The organism is Streptomyces sp. NPDC056373 (genome assembly GCF_042262425.1).
Lineage (GTDB): Bacteria > Actinomycetota > Actinomycetes > Streptomycetales > Streptomycetaceae > Streptomyces.
The window spans coordinates 243069-258568 of the sequence record NZ_JBHJPX010000005.1 but is presented as its reverse complement, the minus strand read 5'-3'; the positions used below and the strand labels follow the sequence as shown (position 1 = coordinate 258568).

The 15500-nt window shown below is 71.3% G+C and carries 15 protein-coding genes; 8 read left to right on the top strand and 7 right to left on the bottom strand.

Features of this window, described 5'->3' with window-relative positions:
• Positions 1–114 precede the first annotated feature (114 nt).
• The gene (locus ACFCXS_RS12645) at positions 115–594 is read right to left on the bottom strand and encodes a DUF1772 domain-containing protein (RefSeq protein WP_376643248.1); all 480 of its coding nucleotides are present in this window, start codon (positions 592–594) and stop codon (positions 115–117) included.
• A gap of 218 nt (positions 595–812) precedes the next feature.
• Entirely contained in the window at positions 813–1511 is a 699-nt protein-coding gene (locus ACFCXS_RS12640) for a DUF2293 domain-containing protein (RefSeq protein ID WP_376643247.1), read from the bottom strand.
• Between the two features lie 123 nt (positions 1512–1634).
• Here ACFCXS_RS12640 and ACFCXS_RS12635 point away from each other — a divergent pair, with 123 nt between their 5' ends.
• A complete protein-coding gene (locus ACFCXS_RS12635; protein WP_376643246.1) occupies positions 1635–2276 on the top strand; it encodes a uridine kinase in 642 nt (213 codons plus the stop codon).
• Positions 2277–2483: 207 nt separating this feature from the next.
• On the top strand, positions 2484–2912 hold the full coding sequence (locus ACFCXS_RS12630) for a CBS domain-containing protein (RefSeq protein ID WP_376643245.1): 429 nt from the start codon (positions 2484–2486) through the stop codon (positions 2910–2912).
• Between the two features lie 118 nt (positions 2913–3030).
• On the opposite strand, the gene ACFCXS_RS12625 is transcribed toward ACFCXS_RS12630, so the two are convergent.
• Positions 3031–4158 (bottom strand): magnesium and cobalt transport protein CorA, encoded by a 1128-nt coding sequence (locus ACFCXS_RS12625; RefSeq protein WP_376643244.1) that lies wholly within the window; start codon positions 4156–4158, stop codon positions 3031–3033.
• A 356-nt stretch (positions 4159–4514) separates the two neighbouring features.
• Between ACFCXS_RS12625 and ACFCXS_RS12620 the strand changes: the two genes are divergently transcribed.
• Complete coding sequence (locus tag ACFCXS_RS12620; RefSeq protein WP_376643243.1) at positions 4515–5312, top strand: methyltransferase domain-containing protein; 798 nt, start codon at positions 4515–4517, stop codon at positions 5310–5312.
• 12 nt (positions 5313–5324) lie between these two features.
• Here ACFCXS_RS12620 and ACFCXS_RS12615 read toward each other — a convergent pair whose 3' ends face one another.
• Positions 5325–6290, bottom strand: coding sequence for a carbohydrate kinase family protein (locus ACFCXS_RS12615; protein WP_376643242.1), 966 nt, complete (start codon positions 6288–6290; stop codon positions 5325–5327).
• Positions 6287–7195, bottom strand: a complete 909-nt coding sequence (locus ACFCXS_RS12610; protein WP_376643241.1) for a pseudouridine-5'-phosphate glycosidase — start codon at positions 7193–7195, stop codon at positions 6287–6289. Before ACFCXS_RS12610 ends, ACFCXS_RS12615 begins: the two co-directional genes overlap by 4 nt.
• A 106-nt stretch (positions 7196–7301) precedes the next feature.
• Between ACFCXS_RS12610 and ACFCXS_RS12605 the strand changes: the two genes are divergently transcribed.
• Complete coding sequence (locus ACFCXS_RS12605; RefSeq protein ID WP_376643240.1) at positions 7302–7730, top strand: VOC family protein; 429 nt, start codon at positions 7302–7304, stop codon at positions 7728–7730.
• Positions 7731–7762: 32 nt separating this feature from the next.
• Here the strand turns inward: ACFCXS_RS12605 and ACFCXS_RS12600 are convergent, their stop codons facing one another.
• Both ACFCXS_RS12600 and ACFCXS_RS12595 read right to left on the bottom strand, forming a co-directional pair.
• Positions 7763–8317 carry a methylated-DNA--[protein]-cysteine S-methyltransferase gene (locus ACFCXS_RS12600; protein WP_376643239.1) on the bottom strand — a complete coding sequence of 185 codons (555 nt, stop codon included), beginning with the start codon at positions 8315–8317 and terminating at the stop codon, positions 7763–7765.
• Between the two features lie 52 nt (positions 8318–8369).
• Positions 8370–9242: a glycerophosphodiester phosphodiesterase gene (locus ACFCXS_RS12595; RefSeq protein WP_376643238.1), complete on the bottom strand. Its 873-nt coding sequence runs from the start codon at positions 9240–9242 to the stop codon at positions 8370–8372.
• A 289-nt stretch (positions 9243–9531) separates the two neighbouring features.
• Between ACFCXS_RS12595 and ACFCXS_RS12590 the strand changes: the two genes are divergently transcribed.
• The 4 genes from ACFCXS_RS12590 (at position 9532) to ACFCXS_RS12575 (ending at position 15397) form a co-directional block, all read left to right on the top strand.
• Positions 9532–10398 (top strand): MHYT domain-containing protein, encoded by an 867-nt coding sequence (locus ACFCXS_RS12590; protein ID WP_376643237.1) that lies wholly within the window; start codon positions 9532–9534, stop codon positions 10396–10398.
• Between the two features lie 40 nt (positions 10399–10438).
• Positions 10439–12583, top strand: coding sequence for an excinuclease ABC subunit UvrB (gene uvrB, locus ACFCXS_RS12585; protein ID WP_376643236.1), 2145 nt, complete (start codon positions 10439–10441; stop codon positions 12581–12583).
• A gap of 139 nt (positions 12584–12722) precedes the next feature.
• Positions 12723–13301, top strand: a complete 579-nt coding sequence (locus ACFCXS_RS12580) for a TerD family protein (RefSeq protein ID WP_376643235.1) — start codon at positions 12723–12725, stop codon at positions 13299–13301.
• Between the two features lie 77 nt (positions 13302–13378).
• The gene (locus tag ACFCXS_RS12575) at positions 13379–15397 is read left to right on the top strand and encodes a TerD family protein (RefSeq protein ID WP_376643234.1); all 2019 of its coding nucleotides are present in this window, start codon (positions 13379–13381) and stop codon (positions 15395–15397) included.
• The last annotated feature ends 103 nt before the right edge of the window (positions 15398–15500 follow it).

Below are 15500 nucleotides of genomic sequence, written 5' to 3'. Positions count from 1 at the left end.
GTTCGTTGTGCGTTCGTGCGTTCGCGTCGTGCGGGACTCTTTTCGCCACGATACGTCCGCCTCCCGGCCGGTGCCTGTCGCCGCGTGGCGCCGGATTCCGGTGGGCCGTCGGCGTCAGGTGAGCGCCAGCACGTAGGCCACCGCGGCCCCGGCCGAGGCGGCGGTGCGGACGTGGTTCCACCGCGTCCACTCCCGCAGATACACCGGCCAGTACGCCGCCGCCTCCGGTGTGTCCGGCTCCAGCCCGGCCAGCGCGTCGTTGCGCGGCACGTTCGCGACCATGGTCAGCCCGAACGACCCGAACAGGTACAGGGCGCTGCCCACCAGCAGTTCCACCGTTCCCTCGTCCGGCCACAGCACGAACGTCACCATGGCGATCACCGCGCACAGCACGGCCGACCCCAGGAACACGATCATGAACGGCGGAGTCACCGCGGCCACGTTGATCGCGTTCATCGCGGCGACCCCCTGGGCGGGCGGCAGCATGCCGAGGCCCCGCATCACGAAGGTCGAGAAGCCGCAGAACACCCCGGCCACCAGGCCGGTCCCGAGCACCCCCAGCACCGTCAGCACGAAGTACGGTCCGTCGATCATGTCCCTCTCCCGCCCGTCGAGCCGGATCCTGCCCGGCACCCTTCCTCACCGCAAGTGAAATCCCGTACGAGCACAGTGACCATGGCCGGGCGGCTCGGGGCCATGAGCACACGTCCACAGTCCACCGGACGGCCCTGCCCGACTCACGGCCCTCGCCCCCCGGCCGGCGCAATGACAGGGGCGGCCGCGCGGCGGCTCCGCGTGCCGGGAGCTTCACCTCACCCCGTCGAACCGAGTCCCGTCCCGGCCCATCCCTCCAGCACCGTCGCCACCGCCGCCGCGATCCGCCGTCGCGCCTCGTGTCGCGGCACGCCGCTCATCAGCAGCCGGTCGTACGGCGTGTCGAGGTGCCGCACGGACGCCACGACCGCCGAGGTCACCGCGCCCTCGGTGAGCGCACGCCCCGCCGGGCTGCGGCCCACCCGTCCGCTGCCCCGCTCCGAGGCGTGCAGGGCGATGGCCCGTGCCCGATCGGTCGGGCACCCGGGAAAGACGCGGAGTATCTCCGTCGCGAACGCCTGGGCGAACAGGACGTCCTGGGCCGCCCGTCGCCGCGCGTCCCGCACCCGGCGTCGTCGTCTCGCCTCGGCGTCCGCGAGGCACCGCAGCTCGGCCCGCGCCAGCGCCGCCCCCTCGACCAGAACACCCTGCCGCTCGTACCGGCTCTTGCGCCGGTTGAACCGCACGACCACCGCTGACAGCGCGCTCTCCTCCCGCGCTCTGCGCGTCAGCGCGGTGTCGCCGCTCGGCAGGAACACCAGATGCGCGAGGTCGACGCAGTCCAGGCAGCGCGGGGCACCGTCCTCCAGGACCAGCAGCGGCAGTGGCCCCCGTCGGCACTCGGCGCAGTACCGCCGCTTGAGCGGCTGGAAGACGAGCAGTCCGGTGCGGGGCGGGAGCGAGGCGCGGGGGACCATACCTGATGCATTCCCCGTGACGGCAGCCCGAACTGCGCACTTCAGGACGGACCCAGGCGATCCGGTCGCTGCTCCGCCGAGGCGCCGGCCGGCAGGACGCCTCCTGTCCGGGGCTGACGCATCATGGGCCGTGTGCGACTCGAAGCGATCACCTGGGAACGGCTCGGCGACCTGCTCGCCGAGCGGCTGCTCGACCTGAAGCCCGAAGACGGCAGTCCCTGGCCGCGCATCGCCTTCGACGGCGCCCCGGCCGCCCGTCCCGGAGACCTCGCCCACCGTGTCTCGGAGGCGCTGCGTGTGCGCGGCCGCTCCTCGCTCGTCGTCGGCACCGAGGGCTTCCTGCGCCCCGCTTCCGTACGGCTGGAGTACGGCCACCAGGACGTCGAGGCCTACTACAGCGGCTGGTACGACACGGGCGCCCTGTGGCGCGAGGTGTTCGGCCCGCTCGAACCCGACGGCGGCGGTCGCGTCCTGCCCGACCTGTGGGATCCGGCCACCGACCGCGCGACTCGTAGCCCTTGCGTCCAACTCCCGCCCGGCGGGGTCCTGTTGCTGCACGGGCCCTTCCTCCTTCGGCACTGGTTCCCCTTCGATCTGAGCGTCCACGTCCTCCTCTCCCGGGGCGCCCTGCGCCGCCGCACCCCCGAGGGCGAGCACTGGACCCTCCCCGCTTTCGAGCGCTACGAGCACGAGACCGACCCGGTGGAGACGGCGGACGTCCTGGTCAGGGCCGACGACCCGCGTCATCCGGCGTGGAACGGCTGAGGCGCGGCCGAGGTCCGGCCCGACCTGCGTTCGGTTCCGACCGGTGTTCCGTCGTGCCCCGGGTCGGGTGCCGACCGCTGTGCGGCGCGGGCTCGTGGGCCGTCGGCTTCCGTGTGCGGGCGTCCGGCGGCGCGGCGAGAATGAAGGACGCCGGGACTCGCGGTGCGTCCCGCTCCGCGCCGGCCGTCCGGCCCCGGGAGGCACTCCATGACCACCGCCGGAGAGATCATGCACAGTGGCGCCCAGTGGATCCCCGCTCACGAAACACTGGACCGCGCAGCCCAGCTCATGCGCGAACTCAATGTCGGCGCCCTGCCCATCAGTGACGAGAACGAGCGGCTCTGCGGCATCCTCACCGACCGCGACATCGTCGTCGGCTGCGTGGCCGTGGGCCACGACCCCGCAAGGATCACCGCGGGCGAGATGGCCAAGGGCACGCCCCGCTGGATCGACGCGGATGCCGATGTCGGCGAGGTGCTGCACGAGATGCAGGAGCACCAGATCCGCCGGCTGCCCGTGATCCGGGACAAGCGCCTGGTCGGCATGATCAGCGAAGCCGACCTGGCCCGGCATCTCGCGAAGGACCAGATCGCCTCCTGGGCGGAGAGCGTCTACGCCACGACCGCCATGCACTGACCCCATTCACTGACGGTCACGCACTGACCGCATTCACTGGCGGTCATGCTCCGACCGCCTGGATCACCCGGCAGGCCCCGCACACGCCCTTTCGGGCCCTCGCAGGCCACGGCCCGTGTCAGAGCCAGCCGCTGCGCCGGAACCCCCGGTACAGGGCGAGGCACGCGACGGATATCACGCCGATGACCATGCCGTAGCCGTACCGCCAGTGCAGCTCCGGCATGTGGTCGAAGTTCATGCCGTAGACGCCGCAGACCATCGTCGGCACCGCGACGATCGCGGCCCACGCCGTGATCTTCCGCATGTCCTCGTTCTGCGCGACCGTGACCTGCGCGAGGTGCGCCTGGAGGATGGAGTTGAGCAGTTCGTCGAAGGCGGCGATCTGCTCCTTCGCCCGCAGCAGATGGTCCGAGACGTCGCGGAAGTACGCCTGTATCTCCGGATCGACCGCCCGGATCGGCCGGGTGGCGAGATCCTCCAGCGGCCGGCTGAGCGGCACCACCGCCCGCTTCAGCTCCAGCAGTTCACGCTTGAGCTGGTAGATGCGCCCCGGATCGGCCCGCGCACCGGCCTCCGAGAACACGTCCGTCTCGACCTGGTCGATGTCCGCCTGCACCGAGTCCGTGACCGTCAGGTAGTCGTCCACCACATGGTCCGCGAGGGCGTGCAGCACCGCCGACGGGCCCTTGGCGAGCTGGCCTGGGTCGGACTCCAGCTCCTCGCGCAGCGGGCCCAGCGAGCCGTGCCGGCCGTGCCGCACCGTGATCACGAAGTCGGCGCCGACGAACACCATGATCTCGCCGGTGTTCACCACCTCGCTGGTGGCCGTCAGCTCCTCGTGCTCGACGTAGCAGACCGTCTTGAACACCGCGAAGAGCGTCTCGCCGTAGCGCTCCAGCTTGGGCCGCTGGTGGGCCTCGATCGCGTCCTCGACGGCCAGCGGATGCAGGTCGAAGAGCTCGGCGATGCCCGCGAACTCCTGGTCCGTGGGCTCGTGCAGACCGAGCCAGACGAAGCCCTCCCGGCTCTTGCGCACCCGCTCCACGGTGTCCACCAGATCGCCGCGCGCGGAGGTGCGGACACCGTCCCGGTACGTCACACAGTTCACCACCGAGGAGCCCAGCGGGGACCGGGCCGGGTGACTCAGATCGACGCGCGGACGTCGCCGGGCCAGCCGAGCCACCTTGCGAAGGCCACCGACCCCGCCGAGGCTCGTGACCTTCCGCAGATTGCCTGCCATGGACATCCGGCTCTCCTTGCGTGGAACTTCTCGCGCCGTTCCTGCGCCTTGGCCCGCCAGTCTGCCAGGCCCGCGTGAGCTGCGGGTAAGCCTGTGGACAAGGTTGGTTCCGCTTGGTTCCCGCCTGTGGACGAAGGACGAAAGGCGCCGCGGCCCTGCCGTATGGACGCGCGTCCGGACCGGGCGGTTCTCGTGCGGAAGCAGCTGTTCGGACGCGTGTCCGGCTGGGCTTCTGGTGCGGAGGTCTCGATGGTTCTCCGCCACGCAAGCGAGGGTTCTCCGCCACGAAAGCATTCGACGCGGTGCTCCCCGTCGGAGCGTCGACGAGCGAGGGTAAGTCGGACAAATGGGATGATCGCCGCATGACGCGAACCGACGGGTACCTCCTGGCCAACCGGCAGACCGATTCGGCCGAGCACTTCAGTGCCTTCGCCGCCCTCTTCGACCCCACGACGTTCCGGCACCTCGAAGCGCTCGGCATCGGATCCGGCTGGCGGTGCTGGGAGGTCGGCGCCGGCACCTCCGTGGTGTCCTGGCTGGCCAAGAAGGTCGGCCCGACGGGACGCGTCGTCGCGACCCACACCGACACCTCTCGGCCCGCCCTCGCCGCCCGGCCGCCGGTCGAGGTGCGGCTCCACGACCTCGGCGCGCAGGAGCCGCCGGGGGAGGGCTTCGACCTCGTTCACGCCCGCCTCGCCCTCGTCCACGTGACCGACCGGGAAGGGGCGCTGCGGTCCATGGCCAAGGCGCTGCGTCCCGGCGGGCGCCTCCTCGTCGAGGACGCCGACCCCGCGCTGCAGCCCCTTCTCTGCCCTGACGAACACGGCCCCGAGCAGCAGCTGGCGAACCGGCTGCGGCAGGGCTTCCGCCGACTGCTCGCCGACCGCGGGACCGACCTGCCCTGCGGCCGCACCCTGCCGCGGCTGCTCCGCGACGCCGGACTGACCCGGGTCCACGCCGATGCCTACTTCCCTCTCGCCTCGCCGGCCTGCGCGGCCCTGGAGTCCGTCACGATCCGCCAGATCCGTGACCAGCTCGTCAGCGCCGGCCTCGCCACGGACCAGGACATCGACCGGCACTTGGTGAACGTCACGTCCGGTGTGCTCGATCTGACGACGGCACCGATGATCTCGGCGTGGGGGCGAAAGCAGGAGCAGTAGCCGGTGGGCTCGTCAGCCCGGCACGGGCGGTCTGCCGCCCACCTGCTCCACCGCTCGCGCACCCGCCCGGCAACCCTCCGCGGCCGCGTCCTTTGGTCCGGCACCCGCGAGCAGGGCGGCGAGGAACGCCCCGGTGAAGGCGTCACCCGCCCCCGTGGTGTCCCGTGCGGTCGCGGGCACGGCCGGGACGTGGGCGCTCACCTTCCCCGAACGGGCCACGAGCGCCCCCTCATGGCCCTGCTTGGCGACGACCAGCGGCACACGCAGGCTCAGCTCGGCCGCCGCCACGGCCGCGTCCGCCAGCCCCGTCAGCAGACACGCCTCGTCCCGGCTGGGAAGCAGCACGTCCACGCCCTCGACGAGCTCGAGGAACCGCTCGGCGCCCAGCTCCGCCAGGAAGCCGGCCGAAGCCGGGTCCAGGCTCACCGGCACGCCCCGCGCGCGTGCGGCTCCGAGGGCCACCGTGACCAGGGCCCGGCTCGTGTCGGAGAACAGCAGATAGCCCGAGAGGTGCAGCCGGGCCACGCCGTCGAGCAGCGCGTCCGACCAGTCGGCGGGTCCGAGTCGCGACGACGCGCCGCTGTCGGTGAGGAACGTCCGTTCCGCTGCAGCGCCCGCGTCGACCACGCAGATCACCGTGCCGGTCGGCGCCAGCGGGTCGACGACGAGGTGCGGACGCACGCCCTGGGCGACCAGTTCCCGCTCGTGCCAGGCCGCCGCATCCGCGCCGACGCGTCCGAGCAGCCGTACGTCCGCCGCTCCCCGGTGGGCCGCCCAGCACGCCACGTTGGCGCCCGCCCCGCCGGCCACCGTCCGGATCGAGGCGGCCGTGTCCGTGCCGGCCGCGAGCGGGCCCCGGTGCCGCGCGACGACATCCGTGATGACGTCCCCGACGACGAGCAGCCCCCGGCCCACCTCGGTACCTGTGCTCCCGGAGCCCGTTCGGCCTCCCGGCCCCGCACCGGCGGACGCCGTCATCCCCGGGCCCAGGCCGCCGCGATCCGTGCCGCCAGGCGTACGTTCCCCCGGACCGCCGCCAGGTTGGCGCTCAGGGAGGCGCCGTCCGTGTGCCGCACCAGGTGGTCGAGCAGGAAGGGAGTGACGGCCTGGCCGGTGACACCCTCCTGCGCGCACGCGTGCAGCGCCTCCGCGAGCACCTGCGCGTGCAGGTCCGGGTCCAGCTGCTCGTCCTCGGGCACGGGGTTGGCGACGATCAGCGCCGACTCCGGCCCGTCGAGCGCGTCCTGGGCCCGCATGACGTCCGCCACCTGCCCCGGCGTCTCCAGCGTCCAGTCCACCGGATGCCCGGAGTCCGACAGGTAGAAGCCGGGGAACCGGCCGGTGCCGTAACCGGCCACGGCGACCCCCAGTGTCTCCAGCCGCTGCAGGGTCGCCGGCACGTCCAGGATCGACTTCACCCCGGCGCACACCACCGTGATGCGGGTGCGCGCCAGCAGCCCCAGGTCGGCCGACTCGTCCTGCGTCGCCGTCCACTCCCGGTGCACCCCCCCGAGCCCACCCGTCGCGAAGACCCGTACGCCCGCCAGCGCCGCCAGCAGCGCCGTCGCCGACACCGTGGTCGCCCCGCTCGCCCCGGACGCCACCGCGAGCGGCAGGTCACGGTGGCCGAGCTTGCGGATCCCGTCCTCGTTCGCGACCCGTTCCAGCTGCTCCTTGTCCAGGCCGACGTGAGGGCGCCCGTCCAGCACGGCGATCGTGGCCGGGACCGCGCCCTCGTGTCGTACGGCCGTCTCCAGCTCCAGCGCGACCTGGAGGTTGCGCGGCCGGGGCAGCCCGTGCGCGATGATCGTGGACTCCAGGGCGACGACGGGCCGGCCCGCGTCGATCGCCTCCCGCACTTCCTCGGACACCACCAGCACCACGCGCCTGCCTCCTGTCAGTCGGTCAGTCGTCTTCCCTCATCTCTGGCGACCGGCGGGCCGGGCCAAACCCTTGCGGGCTGCCGGAGTCGTCACGAGCCTGGGGTGCATGACCGACCACACACCACGCCTCGACCATGTCGTCCTCTGGGTGCGCGACCCGCTCGCCGCCGCCGACTTCTACGAGAAGGCCGTCGGACTGGAGGCGGTCCGGCTCGCGGAATTCGCGGCGGGCGAGACGCCGTTCCCCTCCGTGCGCGTCAACGACGCGACCATCCTCGACCTCATGCCACTGAGCTACGCGGAACGCATGACGATGCTGCCCGGCTCCGCCGACAGTGCGGGGCACCCGGTCAACCACGTCTGCCTGTCGTTGCCCCGCGGCGACTTCGACGCCCTCCTCAGCCGTCTCGAAGAACGCTCCGTGCCGATGTCGGACCTCGCGCACGGCTCCTTCGGCGCCCAGGGCAAGGCCACGCGCAGCTTCTACTTCCGGGACCCGGACGGCAACGTCTTCGAGGCCCGGCACTACGACTGACCGAGCCGCGGAACTGGGCTTGCACGGTGGCTTCAGAAGAGCGGCTCGGGAAGCACCCCTTCCAAGGCGAGCAACTTCCGCTTGGTCTCCAGGCCACCCCCGAAACCGCCGATGCCACCGTCGCTCTCCACCACCCGGTGACAGGGCACCACCACCGGCAGCGGATTGGCGCCCATCGCCATCCCCACGGCCTGGGCGGCGCCCGGCTGACCGACGCGCCCGGCCAGGTCGCCGTATCCGACGACCTGGCCGTACGGCACGCCCGACGCCAGTTCGCGCAGGACCGCCCGGTTGAAGCCGGAGATCAGCGACCAGTCCAGAGGCAGGTCGAAATAGCGCCGCTCACCCGCGAAGTACGCCCCGAACTGACGTATCGCCTCGGCCAGCAGCGGGGAGCCGGGTGCCTCGACGGGCTCGGTGCCCAGCCGCGATGCCAGCCGCTCCACGGCCCGGTCCCGGACCGCGGCCGTGGCGTGAAACACCACGTTGACCAGCCCGCCCCGGCTCGCGGCCAACAGCAACGGCCCGATCCCGCTGTCGACGACCGCCCACACGACGTGCGGCTCGACCTGCTCCCGGCTCTCCATGCGACCACAGTAGGACCCGCCACTGACAACGCCGCCGGGGCGGAACGCCGGATCAGCCGCCCACGGCCCTGCGCACCACGTCCGGCCTGTTCGTGATGATGCCGTCGACCCCGTAGCCGGCGACCCGGCGGGCCGTCTTCGCGTCGTCGACCGTCCAGGCGAAGACCTTCATCGGCTTGCCGTGCGGCCCGTCGAACGCCTGGACGGAGGACACGTATGCAGGGGTGAGCGAGCTGTAGGAAGGGTTGATCTGATCGACGAACTCGGCGCAGTCGAGCAGGTCCGGCACCCGTGGCGTCCCCAAGAGGCCCGTCTTCACGCCGGGCTTCAGCTCGTGCACCGTCCGTACGCTGTCCGCGCTGAAGCTCTGCACGATCAGCCGGCCCGTCAGGTGCGACCGGTCGAGCCAGCCCTCGTTGGCGAGGACCTTCAGCGTCTGCCGCTCGATGCCCGGGTACAGCTCCGGATTCTTGATCTCCAGGAGCAACTTCTGACGATTGCGCTCCAGGCGGTCCACGAACTGCTCCAGGGTGGGCACGCGCACGCCCGCGTACGCGGGACCGAACCAGCTGCCCGCGTCCAGACGGGCGATCTCCGCGGCGGTGAAGTCCTCCACCTTCCAGGGGGCCCGCTCGGGAAACACCTCCTCGGCGTCGGTGGTGCGCCGGAGGTTGTCGTCGTGGATGACGACCAGCTCTCCGTCTCTCGTCCGCTGCACGTCGTTCTCCACCCAGCGGATGCCCAGCTCCGCGGCTCGGTCGAGGGAGGCCAGGGTGTTCTCGGGCGCGTACGCCGAGGCCCCCCGGTGCCCGATGACCAGCGGGGGCGTGCCCTCATCCGCGGCGTGCGCGGGGGAGACGGGGAACAGGAGAGCGGCGGTCCCCAGGAGTGCGGTGGTCGAGGCGGCAACAGCGCGCGCGTGCATGCGTACTCCTCGCGACGAGCGAACGGCGACATCACAGACAGCACAACTGTGACAGCAGAGGGTCAACACGAGAGGGGTGCAGGATGGCCACACGTTGAACGGAGATCGCCCAACTCCGCTCACTGGTACCGCACAACTGCGGCAAGCCCGTGTTTCTTTGCCGGAAAGTCGTTCGACCATTCCGGTGGGGGTCATACTCTCTGCGTCAACCCTGACCGCTCGTGCGGTCCTGGGAGGGGGCGCACATCAGGAATTCCGGGACGTACGAGGGCGGGAAGGACAGCCGCGCATGCAGGGCACGGTCGACGGATTCAGCTACGGCCTGGTCACACCCCTGGTGGCCTACTTCATGGCCTGCCTCGGCGGCGCACTGGGCCTGCGGTGCACCACGAGATCCATGCTCGTCGCCCAGTCCTGGCGCCCCGGCTGGCTCGCCCTCGGTTCCGCCGCCATCGGCTCCGGCATATGGACCATGCACTTCGTCGCCATGATGGGGTTCACCGTGCGCGGCACCCCGATCCACTACGACAAGGCGATGACCTTCGCCAGCCTGGCCGTCGCGATCATCATGGTGGGCATCGGGATCTTCATCGTCGGCTACAAGGGCGCGCGTGGTACGGCCCTGTTCACCGGCGGCACCATCACCGGCCTGGGCATCGCGTCGATGCACTACCTGGGCATGGCCAGCATGAGCCTGGACGGACAGTTGGAGTACAACACCGTCACCGTGGGCATATCCGTCGCCATCGCCATGGGCGCCGCCACCGCCGCCCTGTGGGCCGCCGGTCAAATCAGGGGCTTCCTGTGGAGCGTGGGCGCCAGCCTCGTCATGGGGCTCGCAGTCAGCGGCATGCACTACACGGGCATGGCCGCCCTGAGCGTCCACCTGCACGGCACGGCCGAACCCACCACGGGGAACTCGCCCGCGACACTGCCCGCGCCCATGCTGATCGGCCCGCTCGCCTTCCTGCTTCTCGCGGGGGTGGTGGTGATGTTCGACCCGCTGATGGTCATGGGCAGGCCCACGGTCGTCCCCGCCGAGCACAAGCCCGGCATCCCCGCCCACACCCACGTCCGCCACTCCGCCCAGCGCCTGCGGTTCCGCCCCCGCCGCACCGTGGAGCACCGGGGGGCCCGCACCCCACAGAATCGCTGATCAGAGCCCGTTGTCAGTGGGGGGTCGTACGGTGGAACCCATGCGGCCCGTTTCAAAGATCGAACGCACGGTGGCGCCCTTCGAGGTCGTCAGCCCCTACCAGCCGAACGGCGACCAGCCGACAGCCATCGCCGACCTCGCCCGGCGTGTCGAGGCGGGCGAGAAGGACGTCGTGCTGCTCGGCGCGACCGGCACCGGCAAGTCCGCCACCACCGCGTGGATGATCGAGAAGCTCCAGCGCCCCACGCTCGTCATGGCGCCGAACAAGACGCTGGCCGCCCAGCTGGCGAACGAGTTCCGCGAGCTGCTCCCGAACAACGCCGTCGAGTACTTCGTCTCGTACTACGACTACTACCAGCCCGAGGCCTACGTCCCGCAGTCGGACACCTACATCGAGAAGGACTCCTCGATCAACGAGGAGGTCGAGCGTCTGCGCCACTCCGCGACGAACTCGCTGCTCACCCGCCGTGACGTCGTCGTGGTCGCCTCGGTCTCCTGCATCTACGGCCTCGGCACCCCGCAGGAGTACGTGGACCGCATGGTCCCCCTCAAGGTCGGCGAGGAGATCGACCGCGACGAGCTGCTGCGCCGTTTCGTGGACATCCAGTACACGCGCAACGACATGGCCTTCACCCGCGGCACCTTCCGCGTGCGCGGCGACACCATCGAGATCTTCCCGGTCTACGAGGAGCTGGCCGTCCGCATCGAGATGTTCGGCGACGAGATCGAGGCGCTGTCCACCCTGCACCCGCTCACCGGCGAGATCATCAGCGACGACGAGCACCTCTACGTCTTCCCGGCCTCCCACTACGTCGCGGGTCCCGAGCGCCTGGAGCGGGCCGTCAACGACATCGAGAAGGAGCTGGGGGAGCGCCTGACGGAGCTGGAGAAGCAGGGCAAGCTGCTGGAGGCCCAGCGCCTGCGCATGCGGACCACCTACGACATCGAGATGCTGCGCCAGATCGGCAGCTGCTCCGGCGTGGAGAACTACTCGATGCACTTCGACGGCCGCTCACCCGGCTCCCCGCCCAACACCCTGCTGGACTACTTCCCGGACGACTTCCTCCTCGTCATCGACGAGTCCCACGTCACCGTCCCGCAGATCGGCGCCATGTACGAGGGCGACGCCTCCCGCAAGCGCACCCTCGTCGACCACGGCTTCCGGCTGCCCTCCGCCCTGGACAACCGCCCCCTGAAGTGGGAGGAGTTCCAGGAGCGCATCGGCCAGACGGTCTACCTGTCGGCCACCCCGGGCACCTACGAGATGTCCCGCTCGGACGGCTTCGTCGAGCAGATCATCCGCCCCACCGGCCTCGTCGACCCCGAGGTCGTCGTCAAGCCCACCGAGGGTCAGATCGACGACCTGGTGCACGAGATCCGGCTGCGCACGGAGAAGGACGAGCGCGTCCTGGTCACCACGCTCACCAAGAAGATGGCCGAGGACCTCACGGAGTACTTCCTGGAGCTGGGCATCCAGGTCCGCTATCTGCACAGCGACGTCGACACCCTGCGCCGCGTCGAACTGCTGCGTGAACTGCGCGCCGGCGAGTACGACGTGCTGGTCGGCATCAACCTCCTGCGTGAGGGCCTCGACCTGCCCGAGGTGTCCCTGGTGGCGATCCTGGACGCGGACAAGGAGGGCTTCCTGCGCTCCGGCACGTCCCTCATCCAGACCATCGGCCGCGCCGCGCGCAACGTCTCCGGTCAGGTCCACATGTACGCCGACAAGATCACCCCGGCGATGGAGAAGGCCATCGAGGAGACCAACCGGCGCCGCGAGAAGCAGATCGCCTACAACACGGAGCGGGGCATCGACCCCCAGCCGCTGCGCAAGAAGATCAACGACATCGTCGCCCAGATCGCCCGCGAGGACATCGACACCGAGCAGCTGCTCGGCTCGGGTTACCGCAAGGCCAAGAAGGACGGAGGGGGCACCAAGGCGCCCGTGCCGTCTCTCGGCAAGGCCGCCGGGAACGCCAAGTCCGCCAAGGGCAAGGGCAAGGCCGCGGAGACCGTGCCGACCGACCGTCCCGCGGCCGAACTGGCCGGGCAGATCGAGGAGCTGACCGCGCGGATGCGGGCCGCCGCCGCGGAGCTTCAGTTCGAGATCGCGGCCCGGCTGCGCGACGAGGTCTCCGAGATGAAGAAGGAACTGCGCCAGATGAAGGAGGCGGGTCTGGCCTGACAGCGTGCCGCGTACGCGCAGTGTTGCAAGACCGACACAAAGTGCGGACCGGGGTACGTCACCGTCAGTGCCCCTGCGTAGGGTTCTGGTCAACCGCGACCACGCGGCAACAGGGGACGTTCGAGAGGGGAATCAGCGCGTGACCGTCAACATGACCAAGGGTCAGGCCATCAGTCTGCAGAAGAACGACGGTGGCAGTCTGACCGCGGTGCGCATGGGTCTCGGCTGGCAGGCGGCTCCCCGGCGCGGCCTGTTCGGTTCGCGCACGCGGGAGATCGACCTCGACGCCTCCGCCGTCCTGTTCGCGGACAAGCAGCCGGTCGACGTCGTCTTCTTCCGCCACCTGGTGAGCGACGACGGCTCGGTTCGCCACACCGGCGACAACCTCGTGGGCGGTGTCGGCCAGGGCGGCGACGACGAGGCGATCCTCGTCGACCTCGCGCGGGTCCCGGTCCACATCGACCAGATCGTCTTCACCGTGAACTCCTTCACGGGCCAGACCTTCCAGGAAGTGCAGAACGCGTTCTGCCGTCTGGTCGACGAGACCAACGGCCAGGAGCTCGCCCGCTACACGCTCGCCGGCGGCGGTCAGTACACGGCCCAGATCATGGCCAAGGTCCACCGCTCCGGCCAGGGCTGGACGATGACGGCCCTGGGCAACCCGGCCAACGGCCGCACGTTCCAGGACCTGATGCCGACGATCCTGCCGGTGCTCTGAGCGCACCCGGGCCCCGGAGTCGCGGGGCCCGGCGAGCAGCACCCGACTCCACACAACGACACAGGGGGACCAAGGCGATGACGGCCGAGCTGGTGCGGGGGCAGAACCACCCGCTCTCCCAGGCCCGTCTCGAGATCCGGATCTCGGCCGGTACGCCGATCGTGGCCGTGGCCGCACTCGGCGACGAGAACGGCCGGATCCACGGCGTGGAGTGGGTGGCCCACCCGGGCGCACCCACCCAGCCGGGTCTCGAGGTCCCCCGGCAGGCCGCCGCCGACCACCGTCTCGCGGTGGATCTCGACGCCGTGCCGGAGGCCGTCCACCGCGTGAGCGTGCTGCTCGCCCTGCCCGTCGGCGGGCCGGGACCGGTCCGGTTCGGCGCCGTGGCGGCCCCCTTCGTCGCCGTCACCGGTCTCGACGGCGGGGAGGTCGCCAGCTACACGCTCACCGGGCTGGAGGCCGAGTCGGCCGTTGTCGCCCTGGAGCTCTACCGTCGGCAGGGCGCCTGGAAGGTGCGTGCCGTCGGCCAGGGTTACGCGGGCGGCCTCGTCGAACTCCTCACCGACCAGGGCCTGCCGCAGGCCCGGCAACTCGCCGGCAGCATCGACGACGCGGTGGCCCAAGGGCTGGCCCGCTCGGTACAGGCGCCTCCGCCCCGCACGGCTGACGGCGACCGCTCCCGGCAGACAGCGGCTCCCGCCCTCGGCCCGGACCAGGGCGGCACCGCGCCTCAGCCAGGTCCCGTCCCTCAGATGTCCCCGTACGGCGGTCAGACATCCGGCGGTCCCGGGCAGCCCGGCCCTCAACAGCCGTCGTACCCCGGCGCCGCCCCGGACCCCAACGCCGTCACCCAGCCCTCGGCGCCCACGGCCGGCAACCCGATCGACTACAGCCACCCGCGCCGCCAGAACGCCGCTCCGCCGCCGCCCCCGCCGACTGCGCCCCCGGCCGCCCCCGGGCAGCCGGCCCAGCCCGTGGCGGGCGACGCCACCGGCTGGTCCATGGAGGAACGGCTCTACAACCAGGTGTGGGGCATGTTCGAGGACCTGGCCCGCACCACCGCCGCCTACCGCAGCGCCGTCGACTTCGCCGAGTCGCGGATGGACAAGGAGCTGGAGCAGGCCCTGTCCGACCCGCGCAGCCGGATCGGCGGGCAGGGCGACGCCGCCCGCGAGGCGGCCCGGACCCGGCACGCCGAGCTCGTCGCCCAGGCCCGGGAGGCCCTCGACCGGGATCTGACGCAGCTCGCCGCCGAGGCCGACGTCGTGGAACCGGCCCTGCCGTCGGCGTACGCCCGCTGGGACAACCCGGTGTGGCACGCCTACCGGGTGCCGATGGAGATCCCCATGGCCCTGCGCCTGGGCGACCTCCACCTTCCCGAGGCCGACCGGATCCGCATCCCGATGCTGGTCCGGCTGCCGCTGGAGCGGGGCCTGTGGATCGACAGCGGAGCGGCCGGATCGTCCGACGGCTCGTTCACCGATTCCCACACCATGAGCCGTCTCGCCATGGAGACGGCGGTCGCGCACGCGGCCCGGCTGCTCGCCGTCTATCCGGCGGGCGAGTTCACCGTCCACGTCATCGACGCGGCGGGCTCCGGAGCGCAGCCACTGGCGCCCCTTGTGCAGTCGGGCGTGCTCGCGGCCCCGCCGGCGCGCGGAGCCGCAGGCGTGGCGGACGTGCTGGGCCGGCTCACCCAGCGGGTCGACCTGGTGCAGATGGCGGTCCGGGGCGGCGCCGCCGACTCCCTGCCGCCCGGCTTCGACACCTCCCAGCAGCTCCTGATCGTCAACGACTTCCCGCACGGCTTCGACGACCGGGCCGTGAACCAGCTCCGCTACCTCGCCGACGAGGGCCCGGCCTTCGGCGTCCACCTGATGATGGTGGCCGACCGGGAGGAGTCCTCCGGCTACGGGCCTTTGCTCGACCCCCTGTGGCGTTCGCTGCTGCGACTGACGCCGGTGGTCGACGATCACCTCGCCGACCCGTGGGTCGGTCATGCGTGGACGTATGAGCCGGCGCTCGTTCCGCCCGGCAGTCAGGTCCTCCAGCAGGTGCTCAGTCAGGTGGCCGCCGCCCGCACCAAGTTCATGTAAAGCCCTCTGATCAGGGATTTTGGCCTTTCTTTTGCCAAGCGCTTTACCTTCTCTTGGTGATTGGGTACTGTTGACGGCACGGAGGGGAGTACTCCCTGTCTGC

Coding starts and splice junctions, on each gene's coding strand:
- ACFCXS_RS12575 (WP_376643234.1), top strand. CDS start 13,379: ATGACGGCCGAGCTGGTGCGGGGGCAGAACCACCCGCTCTCCCAGGCC.
- ACFCXS_RS12615 (WP_376643242.1), bottom strand. CDS start 6,290: ATGACGGCGTCCGCCGGTGCGGGGCCGGGAGGCCGAACGGGCTCCGGG.
- ACFCXS_RS12630 (WP_376643245.1), top strand. CDS start 2,484: ATGACCACCGCCGGAGAGATCATGCACAGTGGCGCCCAGTGGATCCCC.
- ACFCXS_RS12595 (WP_376643238.1), bottom strand. CDS start 9,242: ATGCACGCGCGCGCTGTTGCCGCCTCGACCACCGCACTCCTGGGGACC.
- ACFCXS_RS12640 (WP_376643247.1), bottom strand. CDS start 1,511: ATGGTCCCCCGCGCCTCGCTCCCGCCCCGCACCGGACTGCTCGTCTTC.
- ACFCXS_RS12605 (WP_376643240.1), top strand. CDS start 7,302: ATGACCGACCACACACCACGCCTCGACCATGTCGTCCTCTGGGTGCGC.
- ACFCXS_RS12620 (WP_376643243.1), top strand. CDS start 4,515: ATGACGCGAACCGACGGGTACCTCCTGGCCAACCGGCAGACCGATTCG.
- ACFCXS_RS12600 (WP_376643239.1), bottom strand. CDS start 8,317: ATGGAGAGCCGGGAGCAGGTCGAGCCGCACGTCGTGTGGGCGGTCGTC.
- uvrB (WP_376643236.1), top strand. CDS start 10,439: ATGCGGCCCGTTTCAAAGATCGAACGCACGGTGGCGCCCTTCGAGGTC.
- ACFCXS_RS12625 (WP_376643244.1), bottom strand. CDS start 4,158: ATGTCCATGGCAGGCAATCTGCGGAAGGTCACGAGCCTCGGCGGGGTC.
- ACFCXS_RS12645 (WP_376643248.1), bottom strand. CDS start 594: ATGATCGACGGACCGTACTTCGTGCTGACGGTGCTGGGGGTGCTCGGG.
- ACFCXS_RS12635 (WP_376643246.1), top strand. CDS start 1,635: ATGGGCCGTGTGCGACTCGAAGCGATCACCTGGGAACGGCTCGGCGAC.
- ACFCXS_RS12590 (WP_376643237.1), top strand. CDS start 9,532: ATGCAGGGCACGGTCGACGGATTCAGCTACGGCCTGGTCACACCCCTG.